This is a genomic window from Alsobacter sp. KACC 23698, from assembly GCF_045348435.1.
GTDB lineage: Bacteria > Pseudomonadota > Alphaproteobacteria > Rhizobiales > Beijerinckiaceae > Alsobacter.
The window spans coordinates 2335967-2352099 of record NZ_CP157484.1 but is presented as its reverse complement, the minus strand read 5'-3'; the positions used below and the strand labels follow the sequence as shown (position 1 = coordinate 2352099).

14 protein-coding genes are annotated in these 16133 nt (G+C 67.6%); all 14 read left to right on the top strand.

Annotated elements, in window-relative coordinates; translation table 11 throughout:
• The first annotated feature begins 43 nt into the window (after nt 1–43).
• Nucleotides 44–1234, top strand: coding sequence for an NADH-quinone oxidoreductase subunit D (locus ABEG18_RS10910; protein ID WP_406858080.1), 1191 nt, complete (start codon nt 44–46; stop codon nt 1232–1234).
• A 49-nt stretch (nt 1235–1283) separates the two neighbouring features.
• Nucleotides 1284–2279, top strand: a complete 996-nt coding sequence (gene nuoE / locus ABEG18_RS10905; RefSeq protein WP_406858079.1) for an NADH-quinone oxidoreductase subunit NuoE — start codon at nt 1284–1286, stop codon at nt 2277–2279.
• 6 nt (nt 2280–2285) lie between these two features.
• Nucleotides 2286–3596 (top strand): NADH-quinone oxidoreductase subunit NuoF, encoded by a 1311-nt coding sequence (gene nuoF, locus ABEG18_RS10900; RefSeq protein ID WP_406858078.1) that lies wholly within the window; start codon nt 2286–2288, stop codon nt 3594–3596.
• 14 nt (nt 3597–3610) lie between these two features.
• A complete protein-coding gene (nuoG, locus tag ABEG18_RS10895) occupies nt 3611–5689 on the top strand; it encodes an NADH-quinone oxidoreductase subunit NuoG (protein ID WP_406858077.1) in 2079 nt (692 codons plus the stop codon).
• Nucleotides 5690–5701: 12 nt separating this feature from the next.
• Nucleotides 5702–6715, top strand: a complete 1014-nt coding sequence (nuoH, locus tag ABEG18_RS10890; protein ID WP_406858076.1) for an NADH-quinone oxidoreductase subunit NuoH — start codon at nt 5702–5704, stop codon at nt 6713–6715.
• Between the two features lies 1 nt (nt 6716).
• Nucleotides 6717–6950, top strand: coding sequence for a hypothetical protein (locus ABEG18_RS10885; protein ID WP_406858075.1), 234 nt, complete (start codon nt 6717–6719; stop codon nt 6948–6950).
• A gap of 60 nt (nt 6951–7010) precedes the next feature.
• Nucleotides 7011–7499 (top strand): NADH-quinone oxidoreductase subunit NuoI, encoded by a 489-nt coding sequence (gene nuoI, locus ABEG18_RS10880; RefSeq protein ID WP_406858074.1) that lies wholly within the window; start codon nt 7011–7013, stop codon nt 7497–7499.
• A 167-nt stretch (nt 7500–7666) separates the two neighbouring features.
• Nucleotides 7667–8296 (top strand): NADH-quinone oxidoreductase subunit J, encoded by a 630-nt coding sequence (locus ABEG18_RS10875; RefSeq protein ID WP_406858073.1) that lies wholly within the window; start codon nt 7667–7669, stop codon nt 8294–8296.
• A 10-nt stretch (nt 8297–8306) separates the two neighbouring features.
• Nucleotides 8307–8615, top strand: coding sequence for an NADH-quinone oxidoreductase subunit NuoK (nuoK, locus tag ABEG18_RS10870; protein WP_406858072.1), 309 nt, complete (start codon nt 8307–8309; stop codon nt 8613–8615).
• A gap of 31 nt (nt 8616–8646) precedes the next feature.
• Nucleotides 8647–10704: an NADH-quinone oxidoreductase subunit L gene (gene nuoL / locus ABEG18_RS10865; protein WP_406858071.1), complete on the top strand. Its 2058-nt coding sequence runs from the start codon at nt 8647–8649 to the stop codon at nt 10702–10704.
• A gap of 1 nt (nt 10705) precedes the next feature.
• Nucleotides 10706–12214 (top strand): NADH-quinone oxidoreductase subunit M, encoded by a 1509-nt coding sequence (locus ABEG18_RS10860; RefSeq protein WP_406858070.1) that lies wholly within the window; start codon nt 10706–10708, stop codon nt 12212–12214.
• A gap of 10 nt (nt 12215–12224) precedes the next feature.
• Nucleotides 12225–13664 carry an NADH-quinone oxidoreductase subunit NuoN gene (gene nuoN / locus ABEG18_RS10855; protein ID WP_406858069.1) on the top strand — a complete coding sequence of 480 codons (1440 nt, stop codon included), beginning with the start codon at nt 12225–12227 and terminating at the stop codon, nt 13662–13664.
• A gap of 1 nt (nt 13665) precedes the next feature.
• Nucleotides 13666–14442 (top strand): biotin--[acetyl-CoA-carboxylase] ligase, encoded by a 777-nt coding sequence (locus ABEG18_RS10850; protein WP_406858068.1) that lies wholly within the window; start codon nt 13666–13668, stop codon nt 14440–14442.
• Between the two features lie 17 nt (nt 14443–14459).
• Nucleotides 14460–16130: a ribonuclease J gene (locus ABEG18_RS10845; protein WP_406858067.1), complete on the top strand. Its 1671-nt coding sequence runs from the start codon at nt 14460–14462 to the stop codon at nt 16128–16130.
• The last annotated feature ends 3 nt before the right edge of the window (nt 16131–16133 follow it).

Genomic DNA, 16133 nt, shown 5'->3' with positions numbered 1-16133 from the left:
ATCTCACGATCTCACGACCTCACGACCTCACGGATCGGCCCCCATGACTGAAACCGCCATCCGCAACTTCTCCATCAATTTCGGGCCGCAGCATCCGGCGGCGCATGGCGTGTTGCGCCTTGTGCTGGAGCTCGACGGCGAGGTGGTGGAGCGCGTCGATCCGCATATCGGGCTGCTGCATCGCGGCACCGAGAAGCTGATCGAGTCCAAGACCTATCTGCAGTCGATCCCGTATTTCGACCGGCTCGATTATGTCGCGCCGATGAACCAGGAGCACGCCTTCTGCCTGGCGGTGGAGAAGCTGCTCGGGATCGCGGTGCCGCGTCGGGCGCAGCTGATCCGGGTGCTCTATTCGGAGATCGGCCGGCTGCTGTCGCATCTGCTCAACGTCACCACGCAGGCCATGGACGTGGGCGCGCTCACCCCGCCGCTGTGGGGCTTCGAGGAGCGCGAGAAGCTCATGCTGTTTTATGAGCGCGCCTCCGGCTCGCGGATGCATGCGGCCTATTTCCGGCCGGGCGGCGTCCATGCGGACCTGCCGCCGGACCTGATCGACGACATCGAGGCCTTCTGCGACCCGTTCCTGCAGGTGCTGCAGGATCTCGACGCGCTGTTCATCGGCAACCGCATCTTCAAGCAGCGCAATGTCGACATCGGCGTCGTGTCGCTGGACGAGTGCTGGGCCTGGGGCTTTTCGGGCGTGATGGTGCGCGGCTCGGGCGCCGCCTGGGACCTGCGCAAGGCGCAGCCCTACGAGTGCTACGAGGAGATGGAGTTCGACATCCCGGTCGGGCGCAACGGCGACAATTACGACCGCCAGGTGATCCGCATGGAGGAGATGCGCCAGTCGGTGCGCATCATGCGCCAGTGCATCGCCAAGCTGCGCGAGCCGGCCGGGCAGGGGCCCGTGACCACCCTCGACGGCAAGGTGGCGCCGCCCAAGCGGGCCGAGATGAAGCGCTCGATGGAGGCGCTCATCCACCACTTCAAGCTCTACACGGAAGGCTTCCGGGTGCCGGAAGGCGAAATCTACGCGGCCGTCGAGGCGCCCAAGGGCGAGTTCGGCGTGTATCTCGTGTCGGACGGCACCAACAAGCCGTATCGGTGCAAGATCCGCGCTCCGGGCTTCGCCCACCTGCAGGCCATGGACCACATGAACCGCGGCCACATGCTGGCCGACGTCTCGGCGATCCTCGGATCGCTGGACATCGTGTTCGGCGAGGTCGATCGGTGAAGAAGTTGCGCACGCGCCGCCCGGCGGTTCGTGTGGATATGAGGACGTCATGTCAGTCAGAAGACTAGCAGCCGAGCAGCCCGCCAGCTTCGCCTTCACGCCGGACAACCTGGCCTGGGCGCAGGGCGTCATCGCGAAATACCCGGAAGGCCGACAGGCCTCCGCGGTGATCCCGCTGCTGTGGCGCGCCCAGGAGCAGAACGACTACTGGCTGCCCAAGCCGGCCATCGAGTATGTCGGGCGCATGCTGGACATGCCCTATATCCGCGTGCTGGAGGTCGCGACCTTCTACACGATGTTCAATCTGGAGCCGGTGGGGAAGTATTTCATCCAGCTGTGCGGCACCACGCCGTGCCGGCTGCGCGGCGCCGAGGACATCATCAAAGTCTGCCAGGACCGCATCGGCGGCCAGCACCATGTCACGCCGGACGGGCTGTTCTCGTGGCTGGAGGTCGAGTGCCTGGGCGCGTGCTGCAACGCGCCGATGGTGCAGATCAACAACGACTATTACGAGGACCTGACGACGGAGAACTTCAACAGGCTCCTCGACGACCTCGCCGCAGGCCGACCGGTCAAGAAGGGTCCGCAGAACGCCCGTCACGCGTCCGAGCCCGAAGGCGGCGTCACGACGCTGACGGATCCGGCGCTCTATGACGGTTCCGCCGTGGGCGCCTGGCGCAAGCGCTTCCAGGAAGAGGAGGCCAAGGCCAAGGCCGCCGCCTCCGAAGCAGGCGCGACCGAGAAGAAGGCCGCGGACGACAAGGCGATCGCCGCCGAGGCGGCCGCCAACCCGAAGCCCGGCAAGCCCAGCGACATGACGGCCGGCACGAAAGCGACGGACACGCCCGCGCACCGGGTGGCCGCCGGCAAGGAGGCGGTGTCGGCCGCCGACCGCGCCAAGGCCGGAGACGCCACGAAGTCGTCCTCCGACGAGCCGTCCTCGAAGCGCCCGAAGGCGCCGACCCTCGACAAGGCCTCGTCCTATGCGGCCAACCCGAACCAGGGCGAAGCGAAGAAGCCCGCCGACGACACGGCGAAGGGGTGAGCGGACATGCTGGCTGATCGCGATCGCATTTTCACCAACCTCTACGGCCTGCAGTCTCCCGGCTTGAAGGCCGCGCAGATGCGCGGCGCCTGGGACGGCACCAAGTTCCTGCTCGAGAAGGGCCGGGACTGGATCGTCGACGAGATGAAGAAGTCTGGCCTGCGCGGCCGCGGCGGCGCGGGCTTCCCGACCGGCCTGAAATGGTCGTTCATGCCCAAGGTGTCGGACGGGCGCCCGAGCTACCTCGTGGTCAACGCCGACGAATCCGAGCCCGGCACCTGCAAGGACCGGGAGATCATGCGGCATGACCCGCATCTCCTGGTCGAAGGCTGCCTGATCGCCTCCTTCGCGATGGGCGCCAACGCCTGCTACGTCTATCTGCGCGGCGAGTACATCGCCGAGCGCGAGGCGCTGCAGCGCGCCGTGGACGAGGCCTATGAGGCGCGCCTCGTCGGCCAGGACAACGTCCATGGCTGGCCGTTCGACATCTACGTCCACCACGGCGCCGGAGCGTATATCTGCGGCGAGGAGACGGCGCTGCTGGAGAGCCTCGAGGGCAAGAAGGGCATGCCGCGGCTGAAGCCGCCGTTCCCGGCCAATATGGGCCTCTATGGCTGCCCGACCACAGTGAACAACGTCGAGTCGATCGCGGTGGCGGGCACGATCCTGCGCCGCGGCGCGGCCTGGTTCGCGGGCATCGGCAGGCCGAACAATGTCGGCACCAAGCTGTTCTGCGTCTCCGGACACGTGAACAAGCCGTGCAACGTCGAGGAAGAGCTCGGCCTGACCTTCCGCGAGCTGATCGAGCGCCATTGCGGCGGCATTCGGGGCGGCTGGGACAACCTGAAGGCCGTGATCCCGGGCGGCTCGTCGGTGCGCATGGTGCCGGCCGACCAGATCATCGACACGCCGATGGACTTCGACAGCCTGTCCAAGCTGAAGTCGGGCCTCGGCACCGCGGCCGTGATCGTGATGGACAAGTCGACCGACATCGTCCGGGCGATCGCGCGCATCAGCTACTTCTACAAGCACGAGAGCTGCGGCCAGTGCACGCCGTGCCGCGAGGGCACGGGCTGGATGTGGCGCGTGCTGACCCGCATGGCCGAGGGCCGCGCCCAGAAGCGCGAGATCGACATGCTGCTGGAAGTGACCAAGCAGGTCGAGGGCCACACCATCTGCGCGCTCGGCGACGCGGCGGCATGGCCGGTGCAGGGCCTGATCGCCCATTTCCGCCACGAGATCGAGGCGCGTATCGACCAGTACGCCGCCAACCCGCATAGCGAGCCTGTCCGCAACTACGGCGTGGCGGCGGAATAAGGAAGAGTGCATCGATGACCAAGATCATCGTCGACGGCATCGAGCTCGACGTTCCGGCTGAGTACACGCTGTTGCAGGCGTGCGAGGAAGCCGGCGCCGAGATCCCGCGCTTCTGCTTCCATGAGCGGCTCTCGATCGCCGGCAATTGCCGCATGTGCCTCGTCGAGGTGAAGGGCGGGCCCAAGCCGGTCGCGTCCTGCGCCTGGGCCGTGCGCGACTGCCGTCCCGGCCCCAACGGCGAGCCGCCGGTGATCTCCACCAAGTCGCCGATGGTGCGCAAGGCGCGCGAGGGGGTGATGGAGTTCCTCCTCATCAACCATCCGCTGGACTGCCCGATCTGCGACCAGGGCGGCGAGTGCGACCTGCAGGACCAGGCGATGGCCTACGGCGTCGACTCGTCCCGCTTCGCGGAGAACAAGCGCGCCGTCGAGGACAAGTATATCGGCCCGCTCGTGAAGACGCAGATGAACCGCTGCATCCAGTGCACGCGCTGCGTCCGCTTCTCGACCGAGGTGGCCGGCGTGCCGGACCTGGGCGCCATCGGGCGCGGCGAGGACATGGAGATCACCTCCTATCTCGAAAGCGCCATGCGGTCGGAGCTGCAGGGCAACGTCATCGACCTGTGCCCCGTGGGCGCGCTCACCTCCAAGCCCTACGCCTTCCGGGCGCGGCCCTGGGAGCTGTCCAAGACGGAGTCCGTCGACGTCATGGACGCCCTCGGATCGGCGATCCGCGTCGATGCGCGCGGCCGCGAGGTCATGCGCATCCTGCCGCGGCTCAACGAGGCCGTGAACGAGGAGTGGATCTCCGACAAGACCCGCTTCATCTGGGACGGGCTGAAGACGCAGCGGCTGGACAAGCCCTATGTGCGGGTCGGCGGCGCGCTGCGCCCGGCCTCCTGGGCGGAGGCCTTTTCGGCCATCGCCGCGAAGGTGAAGGCCGCGCAGCCAAACCGCATTGGCTTCATCGCGGGCGACCTCGCCTCGGTGGAGGAGATGTACGCGCTGAAGCTGCTGGCCCAGTCGCTCGGCACGGCGAATGTCGACGGTCGCCAGGACGGGACGAAGCTGCACCCGAAATTCGGCCGCGCCTCCTACCTCTTCAACAGCACCGTCATGGGCATCGAGGAGGCGGACGCGATCCTGCTGGTCGGCACGGACCCGAGGCGCGAGGCGCCGGTGCTGAACGCCCGCATCCGCAAGCGCTGGCGCATGGGCGCGCTGCCGGTCGGCCTGATCGGCGAGCCGGTGGACCTCACCTATGACGTGGAGGTCCTGGGCGCCGGTCCGGAGACGCTGGCCGGCGTCGCCGATGGCACGGTCGGCTTCGCGGAGACGCTGAAGAACGCCAAGCGGCCGCTGGTGATCGTGGGGCAGGGCGCCCTGGCCCGGCCGGACGGCGAAGCTGTGCTGGCGCTGGCCGCCAGGGTGGCGCAGTCCGTCGGCGCGGTCGCCGACGGCTGGAACGGCTTCAGCGTGCTGCACACGGCGGCCTCGCGCGTCGGCGCGCTCGATCTCGGCCTCGTGCCGGGCGAGGGCGGCCTCGACGCCGCCGGCATGGCCGCCTCGGGCGCGCTCGACGTGGCCTTCCTGCTCGGCGCCGACGAGATCGACGTCGCGCCCGGCGCCTTCGTGGTCTATGTCGGCACGCATGGCGACCGCGGCGCGCACCGCGCCGACGTGATCCTGCCGGGCGCGGCCTACACCGAGAAGAACGGCACCTATGTCAACACCGAGGGCCGGGTGCAGCTCGGCGCCCGCGCCGGCTTCCCGCTCGGCGACGCCAAGGAGGACTGGGCCATCCTGCGCGCCCTGTCGGACGTGCTCGGCCATCGGCTGCCCTTCGACTCGCTGCCGCAGCTTCGGGCGAAGCTCTACGCCGACGTGCCCCACATGGCCCGGATCGAGACCGTGACTGCGGCCGACCCGGCGGGGCTCTCGGCGCTGGGCGGCGTGACGGGTTCGCCCGACAAGGCGCCGTTCCGCCGCGCGGTCACGGACCTCTACCTCACCAACCCGATCGCCCGCGCTTCGGCGGTCATGGCCGAATGCTCGGCGCTGGCGCAGGGCGGCGTAGCCGTCGCGGCCGAGTAAGGGACAGCGACCATGGACGTCTTCCTCTCCGTGCTGCTGATGCTGGGCAAGAGCCTGCTGCTCATCGCCGCCCTGCTGATCTTCATCGCCTTCGCGCTCTATGGCGACCGCAAGGTGTGGGCGGCGGTGCAGCTGCGCCGCGGCCCCAACGTGGTCGGCCCCTGGGGGCTGATGCAGTCCTTCGCGGACCTGCTGAAATTCGCCCTCAAGGAGCCGGTGATCCCGTCCGGCGCCAACAAGGGCATCTTCCTGCTCGCGCCGCTGGTGACGACGCTTCTGGCCCTGTCGGCCTGGGCGGTGATCCCGCTGAACGACGGCTGGGCCATCGCCGACATCAATGTGGGCATCCTGTACATCTTCGCGATCTCGTCGCTGGGCGTGTACGGGATCATCATGGGCGGCTGGGCGTCCAACTCGAAATATCCGTTCCTGTCGGCGCTGCGCTCCGCCGCCCAGATGGTGTCTTACGAGGTCTCGATCGGCTTCGTGATCATCACGGTGCTGCTGTGCGTGGGCTCGCTGAACCTGACCGACATCGTCAACGCGCAGGACACCCGCGCCGGCCTCTTCGGCTGGTACTGGCTGCCGCTGCTGCCGATGTTCGTGATCTTCTTCATCTCGGCCATGGCGGAGACCAACCGGCCTCCCTTCGACCTGGTGGAGGCGGAATCCGAGCTCGTCGCGGGCTTCATGGTCGAGTACTCCTCGACCCCGTACCTGCTGTTCATGCTGGGCGAGTACGTGGCCATCATGACCATGTGCGCGCTGATGACGATCCTGTTCCTCGGCGGCTGGCTGCCGCCGGCGAATTTCCCGCCCTTCACCTGGATCCCGGGCGTGATCTGGTTCGTCCTCAAAGCCTCGTTCATGTTCTTCCTGATCGCCATGGTGAAGGCGTTCGTGCCGCGTTACCGGTACGACCAGCTCATGCGGCTGGGCTGGAAGGTGTTCCTGCCGATCTCGCTCGCCATGGTGGTGATCGTGGCCGGCGTGCTGCAGTTCACCGGGTGGGCGCCGGGGCATTGAGGTGGAAGTCTCCATCCCGGGCGTGATCGGGGCGGTCCTGGGCTATGTCGACTGGCGCGTCGTCGGCGGGGTGGTGGAAGGGCGTCTGCGCAAGCTGGACCGGTCGTCCGGTCCGGCGGAGGCGGCGGTGTTCGAACGCAAGCTGCGCATCCTGCGCGCCGTGCTGTTCGTCGGCACCGTCCTGACCTTCCCGGTGATCGGCTACCTGCTCGGGGTCACGATCTCCGGGCGATGAGATGGAAGGCGGGCGAGCCCGCGACACGACAAGCGGCGCGCGAGCGCCGGGAGAGACGACATGGCATTCGCTCAGGCTGCGCGGTCACTGATCCTGAAGGAGTTCCTGGACGCCTTCGTGCTGTCCATGCGCTACTTCTTCAAGCCGAAGCCGACGCTCAATTATCCCTATGAGCGCGGCGCGATCTCGCCCCGGTTCCGGGGAGAGCATGCGCTGCGGCGCTATCCCAACGGCGAAGAGCGCTGCATCGCGTGCAAGCTGTGCGAGGCGATCTGCCCTGCGCAGGCGATCACGATCGAGGCCGGGCCGCGCCGCAACGACGGCACGCGGCGCACGACCCGCTACGACATCGACATGACGAAGTGCATCTATTGCGGCTTCTGCCAGGAAGCCTGCCCGGTGGACGCGATCGTCGAAGGGCCGAACATGGAGTTCTCGACGGAGACCCGCGAGGAGCTGTTCTACGACAAGAACCGGCTGCTCGAGAACGGGGCCCGCTGGGAGCGCGAGCTCGCCCGCAACATCGCGATGGACGCGCCCTACCGGTAGGGCGGCGTCCCCGGCGCAGGCCCGCAGGAAGTCGGGTTGTCGCTCCGGGAATCGGCGTCTATAGACGGGCGCACACAGGGTTCTGGCCGGCTTGCCGGCCTTTCGAGGAAGGATCCGGCCGCCCGGCCAGGATCCATGGATCAGACGAGGCCGCCTCACGGGGGCCGATGAGGAACTCCACGATGGTGGCGGCCACCTTCTTCTATCTGTTCGCCGGGATCACGGTGGCCTCGGCCCTGATGGTGATCTCGTCGAAGAACCCCGTTCATTCGGTGCTGTTCCTGATCCTCGCCTTCGTTAACGCAGCGGGGCTGTTCCTGCTGATGGGGGCGGAGTTCCTGGCGATGATCCTGGTCGTCGTCTATGTCGGCGCGGTGGCGGTGCTGTTCCTCTTCGTCGTCATGATGCTGGACGTGGACTTCGCCGAGCTGCGCCAGGGCTTCCTCAGCTACCTGCCCTTCGGGGCCGTGGTGGCGCTGCTGCTGCTGGTGGAGCTGGTGCTCGTCGTCACCACCTACACGCTGGAGCCCGGGGCGCTGAAGCTTCCGGCGCCGGCCTCGCCCTCGGCCGACGCGCTGATCCCCAACACCGAGGCGCTGGGGCGGGTGCTCTACACCCAGTATCTCTATTACTTCCAGGCCTCCGGCCTGATCCTGCTCGTCGCCATGATCGGCGCGATCGTGCTCACGCTGCGCCACAAGCCGGGCGTGAAGCGCCAGGACATCTCCCAGCAGGTCGCCCGCACGCCGGAAACGGCCATCGAGGTGAAGAAAGTTCCCTTCAGGCAGGGCGTGTGAGGGTTCAGCGATGATCATCGGTCTCGGTCACTACCTGACGGTCGCGGCGATCCTGTTCACGCTCGGCGTGTTCGGCATCTTCATCAACCGCAAGAACGTCATCGTCATCCTGATGTCGGTCGAGCTCATCCTGCTCGCCGTCAACATCAACCTCGTGGCGTTCTCGACCTTCGGCGGCGACCTCGTCGGCCAGGTCTTCGCGCTCCTCATCCTCACCGTCGCGGCGGCCGAAGCCGCGATCGGACTGGCGATCCTCGTCGTCTATTTCCGCAACCGCGGCACCATCGCGGTTGAGGACATCAACATGATGAAGGGCTGACTCGGGGTAAGGCCCCCGACGGGACACGGACATGTATCAGGCCATCGTCTTCCTGCCGCTCGTCGGCTTCCTCATCGCCGGCCTCTTCGGCCGCACCATCGGCGCGCGCGCCAGCGAGGTGGTCACGACCGCCTTCCTGATCGCGGCGGCGCTGCTGTCCTGGGTGGCGTTCTTCCAGGTCGGCTTCGGCCACGGCGCCACGCGGGTGCAGGTCGCCCAGTGGATGACGTCGGGCGACCTGAAGGTGGACTGGGCCTTCCGGATCGACACGCTCACGGCCGTGATGTTGGTGGTGGTGAACAGCGTCTCGTCGCTCGTCCACCTCTACTCGATCGGCTACATGCACGAGGATCCGCACCGGCCGCGGTTCTTCGCCTATCTGTCGCTGTTCACCTTCGCGATGCTGATGCTGGTGACGGCCGACAACCTGGTCCAGATGTTCTTCGGCTGGGAGGGCGTGGGCCTCGCCTCCTATCTGCTGATCGGCTTCTGGTACAACAAGCCGTCCGCCGTGGCCGCCGCCATGAAGGCGTTCATCGTCAACCGCGTCGGCGATTTCGGCTTCGCGCTTGGCATCTTCCTCGTCTTCGTGCTGTTTGGAACAGTCGGCTTCGCGGAGATCTTTCCGAAGGCCGAGGAGGTCGCCAAGCAGAGCTTCCACTTCATCGGCTATGACTGGAACGCGATGACGCTGGCCTGCCTGCTGCTCTTCATGGGCGCGATGGGCAAGTCGGCGCAGTTCCTGCTCCACACCTGGCTGCCGGACGCGATGGAAGGCCCCACCCCGGTGTCGGCGCTGATCCACGCCGCCACCATGGTGACGGCGGGCGTGTTCATGGTGGCGCGCCTGTCGCCCTTGTTCGAGACGTCGCCCGTGGCGCTGTCGGCCGTGCTGATCGTGGGCGCCACGACGGCGTTCTTCGCCGGCACGATCGGCCTCGTGCAGAACGACATCAAGCGCGTGATCGCGTATTCGACCTGCTCGCAGCTCGGCTACATGTTCGTGGCGCTCGGGGCGGGGGCCTATGGCGCCGGAATCTTCCACCTGTTCACGCACGCCTTCTTCAAGGCGCTGCTCTTCCTGGGCGCCGGCTCGGTCATCCACGCGATGCACCACGAGCAGGACATCCGCCACATGGGCGGCCTGGCCCGCAAGATCCCGTTCACGACGGCGATGTTCGCGGTCGGCACGCTGGCGCTGACGGGCTTTCCGCTGACGGCGGGCTACTTCTCCAAGGACGCCATCATCGAGTCGTCCTTCGCCACCCATACGGCCGGCAACGCCTACGCCTTCGTGCTGCTGTCGATCACGGCGGGGCTGACCTCGTTCTACTCCTGGCGGCTCTTCTTCCTGACCTTCATGGGACGTCCGCGCTGGGACACGCCGCACGGGCACGACCCGCAGGTGAGCCACCACGTGGAGTCCGAGGACGACAGCCACGGCTCGCACGCCCATGCGAAGCACGCCCATGACGACCACGTCCATGACGACCATGGCCACGGCGCGCACGGCCATGCGCTGGAGCCCCATGAATCGCCGATGAGCATGCTGATCCCGCTCGGGCTGCTGGGCTTCGGGGCGCTGTTCGCCGGGCTGTTCTTCGAGAGCGCCTTCTTCGGCCACGCCTATGAGGAGTTCTGGAGGGACGCGCTGCACACGGGGCCGGAGAACCACATCCTGCACGCGGTGCACGAGATCCCGGGCTGGGTGAAGTACTCGCCCACGGTCGAGATGATCATCGGCTTCGCGGTCGCCTGGCTGTTCTACGTGAAGTCGCCGGACCTGCCGCGCCGCCTCGCCGAGAGCCAGCCCTTCCTGTACCGCTTCCTGCTCAACAAGTGGTACTTCGACGAGCTCTACGACATCCTCTTCGTCCGCTCGGCCAAGTGGCTCGGCCGCTTCCTGTGGAAGAAGGGCGACGGCATGGTCATCGACGGCATGGGCCCGGACGGCGTGTCGGCCCGCGTGGTCGACGTCACCAACGCGGTCGTGCGGCTGCAGACCGGGTATGTCTACCACTACGCCTTCGCGATGCTGATCGGCGTGGCTGCGCTCATCACCTGGTACATGTTCGGCGGAGCCCACTGAGATGATGTCCCACCTGCTCACGGGCCTTCTCGTCCTGCCGCTGGCCGGAGCGCTGTTCGTGCTCGTCACCCGCGACGACACGGAAGCCGGCCAGAAGAACATCCGCTGGATCTCGCTCCTGGCCACGATCGCGACCTTCCTGCTGTCGCTGGTGGCGTGGGGCCGGTTCGACGTCGCCAATCCGGGCTTCCAGCTCCTGGAGGACGGCGCCTGGCTCTCCGAGACGATCCGCTTCAAGCTCGGCGTGGACGGCTTCTCGATGCCGTTCATCATGCTCACCACGTTCCTGATGCCGTTCTGCATCGTGGCGTCATGGGTGTCGGTCGAGCGGCGCGTGAAGGAGTACTTCATCGCCTTCCTGGTGCTCGAGACGTTGATGATCGGCGTGTTCGCCTCGCTCGATCTCGTGCTCTTCTACCTCTTCTTCGAGGCCGGCCTGATCCCGATGTTCCTCATCATCGGCATCTGGGGCGGCAAGCGGCGCATCTACGCCAGCTTCAAGTTCTTCCTCTACACGCTGCTGGGCTCGCTGCTGATGCTGGTCGCCATCATGGCGATGTACTGGGACGCGGGCACGACGGACATCCCGACGCTGCTGGCGCACAAGTTCCCGCACGGCATGCAGTTCTGGCTGTGGCTGGCCTTCTTCGCCTCCTTCGCGGTGAAGATGCCGATGTGGCCCGTCCACACCTGGCTGCCCGACGCCCATGTGGAGGCGCCCACGGCCGGCTCGGTCATCCTGGCGGCGATCCTGCTGAAGATGGGCGGCTACGGCTTCATCCGCTTCTCGATCCCGATGTTCCCCGACGCGTCGCTGTATTTCGCGCCCTTCGTGTTCGCCCTCTCGGTCGTGGCGATCATCTACACGTCGCTGGTCGCGCTGATGCAGGAGGACATGAAGAAGCTCATCGCCTACTCGTCGGTGGCGCATATGGGCTTCGTCACCATGGGGCTGTTCACCCTGACGGCCCAGGGCATCCAGGGCGCGATGTTCCAGATGGTGAGCCACGGCATCGTATCGGGCGCGCTGTTCCTGTGCGTCGGCGTGATCTACGACCGCATGCACACCCGCGAAATCGCCGCCTATGGCGGGCTGACGGACCGCATGCCCAAATACGCCGTGGCCCTGATGGTGTTCACCATGGCCAATGTCGGGCTGCCGGGCACGTCGGGCTTCGTCGGCGAGTTCCTGACGCTGCTGGGCGCCTTCCGGGCGAACACCTGGGTCGCGTTCTTCGCCACCACCGGCGTGATCCTGTCGGCGGCCTATGCGCTGTGGCTCTACGCGCGGGTGATGTTCGGCCCCTTCGAGAAGCCGAGCCTGAAGGGCATTCTCGATCTCACGCCCCGCGAGGTCGGCCTGCTCGCGCCGCTGATCCTGCTGACGATCTATTACGGCGTGCATCCCGCTCCGGTGCTGGACGCCTTCGCGGCGTCGACCGACGCGCTCCTGAAGACGACCCAGGCCGCGCTCGGCGCCGCCGCGAAAACCGCCTCGCTGGCGCACTGAGGACTGTTCGATGCCTGGACTTCACGCGGCCATCCCGGCCTTCGGCCTCGCGCTTCCGGAGATCGTCCTCGCCATCGGGGCGCTGGCGCTGGTGCTCCTCGGCGCGATCCGCGGCGAGCGCTCGGTCAACCTCGTCAACGGGATCGCGCTGGCGATCCTGGTGCTGGTCGGCGTGCTGGTGATGACCCGCACCGGCCGGGCCACCACCTTCAACGGCTCCTTCGTTCAGGACGACTTCGCCAAGTTCATGAAGATCGCCGCCCTGGTGGGTTCGGGCGTGGCGCTGGCGATGTCGGTCGACTTCTGGCGCGGCGAGCGGGTGCAGCGCTTCGAATACGCCATCCTGATCCTGCTCTCGACGCTGGGCATGATGATGATGATCTCCGCGGGAGACCTCATCGCGCTCTATCTCGGCCTCGAGCTCATGAGTCTTGCGCTCTACGTGGTCGCTGCGATCCACCGGGATTCGGTGCGCGCCACGGAGGCGGGGCTGAAATATTTCGTGCTGGGCGCGCTCTCGTCCGGGATGCTGCTCTATGGCGCGTCGCTGGTCTATGGCTTCACCGGCTCGGTGCAGTTCCCGGTCATCGGCGCGGCGTTGCGCGACCACGGCTCCACCGGGGTGATCTTCGGCCTCGTCTTCATCATGGCGGGCCTGTGCTTCAAGATCTCGGCCGTGCCCTTCCACATGTGGACGCCGGACGTGTATGAGGGCGCGCCCACGCCGGTGACGGCGTTCTTCGCCGCCGCGCCCAAGATGGCCGCCATGGCGCTGGCCACGCGGGTCGTGATCACGGCCTTCCCGGGCATCCTGCTGCAGTGGCAGCAGATCATCGTCTTCGTGTCGATCGCCTCGATGGCGCTTGGCGCCTTCGCGGCCATCGGCCAGCGCAACATCAAGCGGCTGATGGCCTATTCGTCGATCGGCCACATGGGCTTCGCGCTGGTCGGCCTCGCCGCCGGCACCCCGGCGGGCGTGCAGGGCGTGGCCATCTACATGGCGATCTACCTGGTGATGACGCTGGGGACCTTCGCGGTGATCCTCGCCATGAAGCGGCCGGACGGCTATGTGGAGACGATCGAGGACCTCGCGGGGCTCGGCCGCACCGCGCCCGCCACGGCCTTCGTGTTCGCGATGCTGATGTTCTCGCTGGCCGGCATCCCGCCGCTCGCGGGGTTCTTCGCCAAATGGTACGTGTTCGCCGCCGCGGTCGACGCCAAGCTCTACACGCTGGCCGTGATCGGCGTCGTCACCAGCGTGGTCAGCACCTATTACTATCTGCGCATCGTCAAGCTGATGTATTTCGACGAGCCGGCCGAGGCCTTCCTGCCGATGGCGACGTCCCTGAAGATCGTCTCGGGCCTGTCGGGCGCCTTCATCCTGCTGTTCTGGCTCTGGCCGGCGCCGCTGGTCACGGCCGCGACCGTCGCCGCGAAGTCGCTGTTCTGACGTGAAGCTGGGCGACGCCGCGCGATCCCGGGAGTTCCGCCTCGAGGTTTTCGACAGCCTCGGGTCGACCAATGACGAGGCGATGGCCCGCGGCCGCGCCGGCGACCCGGGCGGCCTGTGGATCGTCGCGCGCCAGCAGGGCAGGGGACGCGGGCGCAGCGGCCGGGCCTGGTCGTCGCCGCCCGGCAATCTCTACGCCAGCCTGCTGCTCGCCGCGCCCTGCCGGCCGGCGGTCGCGCCGCAGCTCGGCTTCGTCGCCGGCGTGGCCTTGCACGCGGCGGTGGAGCAGGCGACGGGGCTGACGCCGGGTCGCGCTGCGCTGAAATGGCCGAACGACCTGTTGCTCGACCGCGCCAAGCTGGCCGGGATCCTGGTGGAGGGCGCGACGCTTGCCGGCGGTGACCTCCTCGTCGTGATCGGCATCGGGGTCAACGCCGCCCATCATCCGGCCGATACGCCCTATCCGGCGACCGATCTTGGCGCGAAGGGACTTCCGGTCGGCGTGGATCCGCTCTTTTCGGCCCTGTCGGACGCCATGGCGGCCGCGCTGCGGCGCTGGGACGCGGGGGCCGGCTTCGCCGATATCCGGCGCGATTGGCTAAAGAGAGCGGGCGGGCTCGGCGAGCCCATCCTGGTGCGGCGTCCCGAAGGGGAGCGCCGCGGCGTTTTCGTGGACCTGGACGGGGAGGGGCGTTTGCTCCTCGACGAGGGCGGCCGTAGGGTCGCCTTCGAAGCAGGCGACGTGTTCCTGACGAACCTGCAACCTGCAGACATTTGAGACAGAGAGGATAACGGATGGCGTTGGGCGACGACGAACTCGTCTTCGTGCCGCTGGGCGGATTGGGCGAGATCGGAATGAACGCCGCGCTTTACGGCTTCGGACCGAAGGGCCGCCGCAAGTGGATCATGGTGGATTGCGGCGTCGCCTTCGCGGGCGACGACCTGCCGGGCATCGACCTGCTGATGCCCGACATCCGCTTCCTGGAAGCGAACCGCAACGACCTCATGGGCATCATCATCACTCACGCCCATGAGGACCATATCGGCGCGCTCACGGACCTGTGGCCCCGGCTGCAGGCCCCGGTCTACGCGACCAAGTTCGCCGCGAACCTCCTGGAAGTGCGGCGGTTCAACGAGCAGGGCGCGCGCAAGATCCCGATGAACGTGGTGGAGCGCGGCAGCCGGGTGCAGATGGGACCGTTCGAGGTCGAGTTCGTCGGCATGGCGCACTCCATCCCGGAATCCTGCGCCCTGGCGATCCGCAGCCCGGCCGGCCTGGTGCTGCACACCGGCGACTGGAAGATCGATCCCACGCCCGGCGCAGGCTGGGTGACGGACGAGAAGCGCCTGCGCGAACTCGGCGACGAGGGCGTGCTGGCGATGATCTGCGACAGCACCAACGTTATCCGGGGCGGCGAGAGCCCCTCGGAGGCGGACGTGGCCAAGACGCTGACCGAGATCATCGGGCAGGCCAAGAACCGCGTCGCGGTGACGACCTTCGCCTCCAACGTGTCGCGCATCCGGGCCGTCGCGGAGGCCGCCGCCGCCAATGGCCGCGAATGCATCGCCATCGGCCGGGCCATGGACCGGGTGATCCAGGTCGCGGAGGATTGCGGCTATCTGGACGGGGTCAGGCCGTTCCGCGGCACGGACGCCTATGGCTCCCTGCCGCGCGACAAGGTGGTGGCGTTGCTGACCGGCAGCCAGGGCGAGCCCCGCGCCGCGCTGGCCCGCGTCGCGGAAGACCAGCATCCGGACGTGGCGCTCGCCTCCGGCGACCTCGTGATCCTGTCGTCGCGCACCATCCCGGGCAACGAGAAGGCGGTCGGGCGGATCGTCAACTCGCTCATCCGCAGCGGGGTGGAGGTGCTGACCGACCGGACCCACATGGTCCATGTCTCCGGCCATCCCCGCCGCGGCGAGATGGAGCGGATGTATGAGTGGGTGCGCCCGAGGGTCGCCGTTCCGGTGCATGGCGAGGCGCTGCACATCGACGAGCACGCCAAGCTGGCGCGGTCGCTCGGCGTGCCGAACGTGGTGATCGCCAAGGACGGCGACATGGTGCTGCTCGGTCCGGGCAAGCCGGGCGTCATCGACGAGGTCACCTACGGCAAGCTCTACAAGGACGGCGACCTTCTGATCAGCGCGGGCGAGTCGACCGTGCAGGAGCGCCGGCGCCTCGCCTTCGCGGGCGTGGTCTCGATCGCGCTGGCGTTGGACGGCCGCGGCGACCTCGTCGGCGACCCGGCGTTCGAGATCACCGGCCTGCCGCAGAAGACGCGTTCCGGCGAGCCCTTCGAGGACGTCATCGACGACGCCATCATCAACGTCCTGCGGGGCCTGCCCAAGCAGCGCCGGCGCGACGCGGATCTCGTCGAGAACGCCATCGAGCGGGCCGTCCGCGCCGCCGTGGGCGAGGCCTGGGGCAAGAAGCCGACCTGCCACGTGCATGTGGTGATGGTGTAAGGC

Coding starts and splice junctions, on each gene's coding strand:
- nuoL (WP_406858071.1), top strand. CDS start 8,647: ATGTATCAGGCCATCGTCTTCCTGCCGCTCGTCGGCTTCCTCATCGCC.
- nuoI (WP_406858074.1), top strand. CDS start 7,011: ATGGCATTCGCTCAGGCTGCGCGGTCACTGATCCTGAAGGAGTTCCTG.
- ABEG18_RS10845 (WP_406858067.1), top strand. CDS start 14,460: ATGGCGTTGGGCGACGACGAACTCGTCTTCGTGCCGCTGGGCGGATTG.
- nuoE (WP_406858079.1), top strand. CDS start 1,284: ATGTCAGTCAGAAGACTAGCAGCCGAGCAGCCCGCCAGCTTCGCCTTC.
- ABEG18_RS10910 (WP_406858080.1), top strand. CDS start 44: ATGACTGAAACCGCCATCCGCAACTTCTCCATCAATTTCGGGCCGCAG.
- nuoK (WP_406858072.1), top strand. CDS start 8,307: ATGATCATCGGTCTCGGTCACTACCTGACGGTCGCGGCGATCCTGTTC.
- nuoF (WP_406858078.1), top strand. CDS start 2,286: ATGCTGGCTGATCGCGATCGCATTTTCACCAACCTCTACGGCCTGCAG.
- nuoN (WP_406858069.1), top strand. CDS start 12,225: ATGCCTGGACTTCACGCGGCCATCCCGGCCTTCGGCCTCGCGCTTCCG.
- ABEG18_RS10875 (WP_406858073.1), top strand. CDS start 7,667: ATGAGGAACTCCACGATGGTGGCGGCCACCTTCTTCTATCTGTTCGCC.
- nuoH (WP_406858076.1), top strand. CDS start 5,702: ATGGACGTCTTCCTCTCCGTGCTGCTGATGCTGGGCAAGAGCCTGCTG.
- ABEG18_RS10860 (WP_406858070.1), top strand. CDS start 10,706: ATGATGTCCCACCTGCTCACGGGCCTTCTCGTCCTGCCGCTGGCCGGA.
- nuoG (WP_406858077.1), top strand. CDS start 3,611: ATGACCAAGATCATCGTCGACGGCATCGAGCTCGACGTTCCGGCTGAG.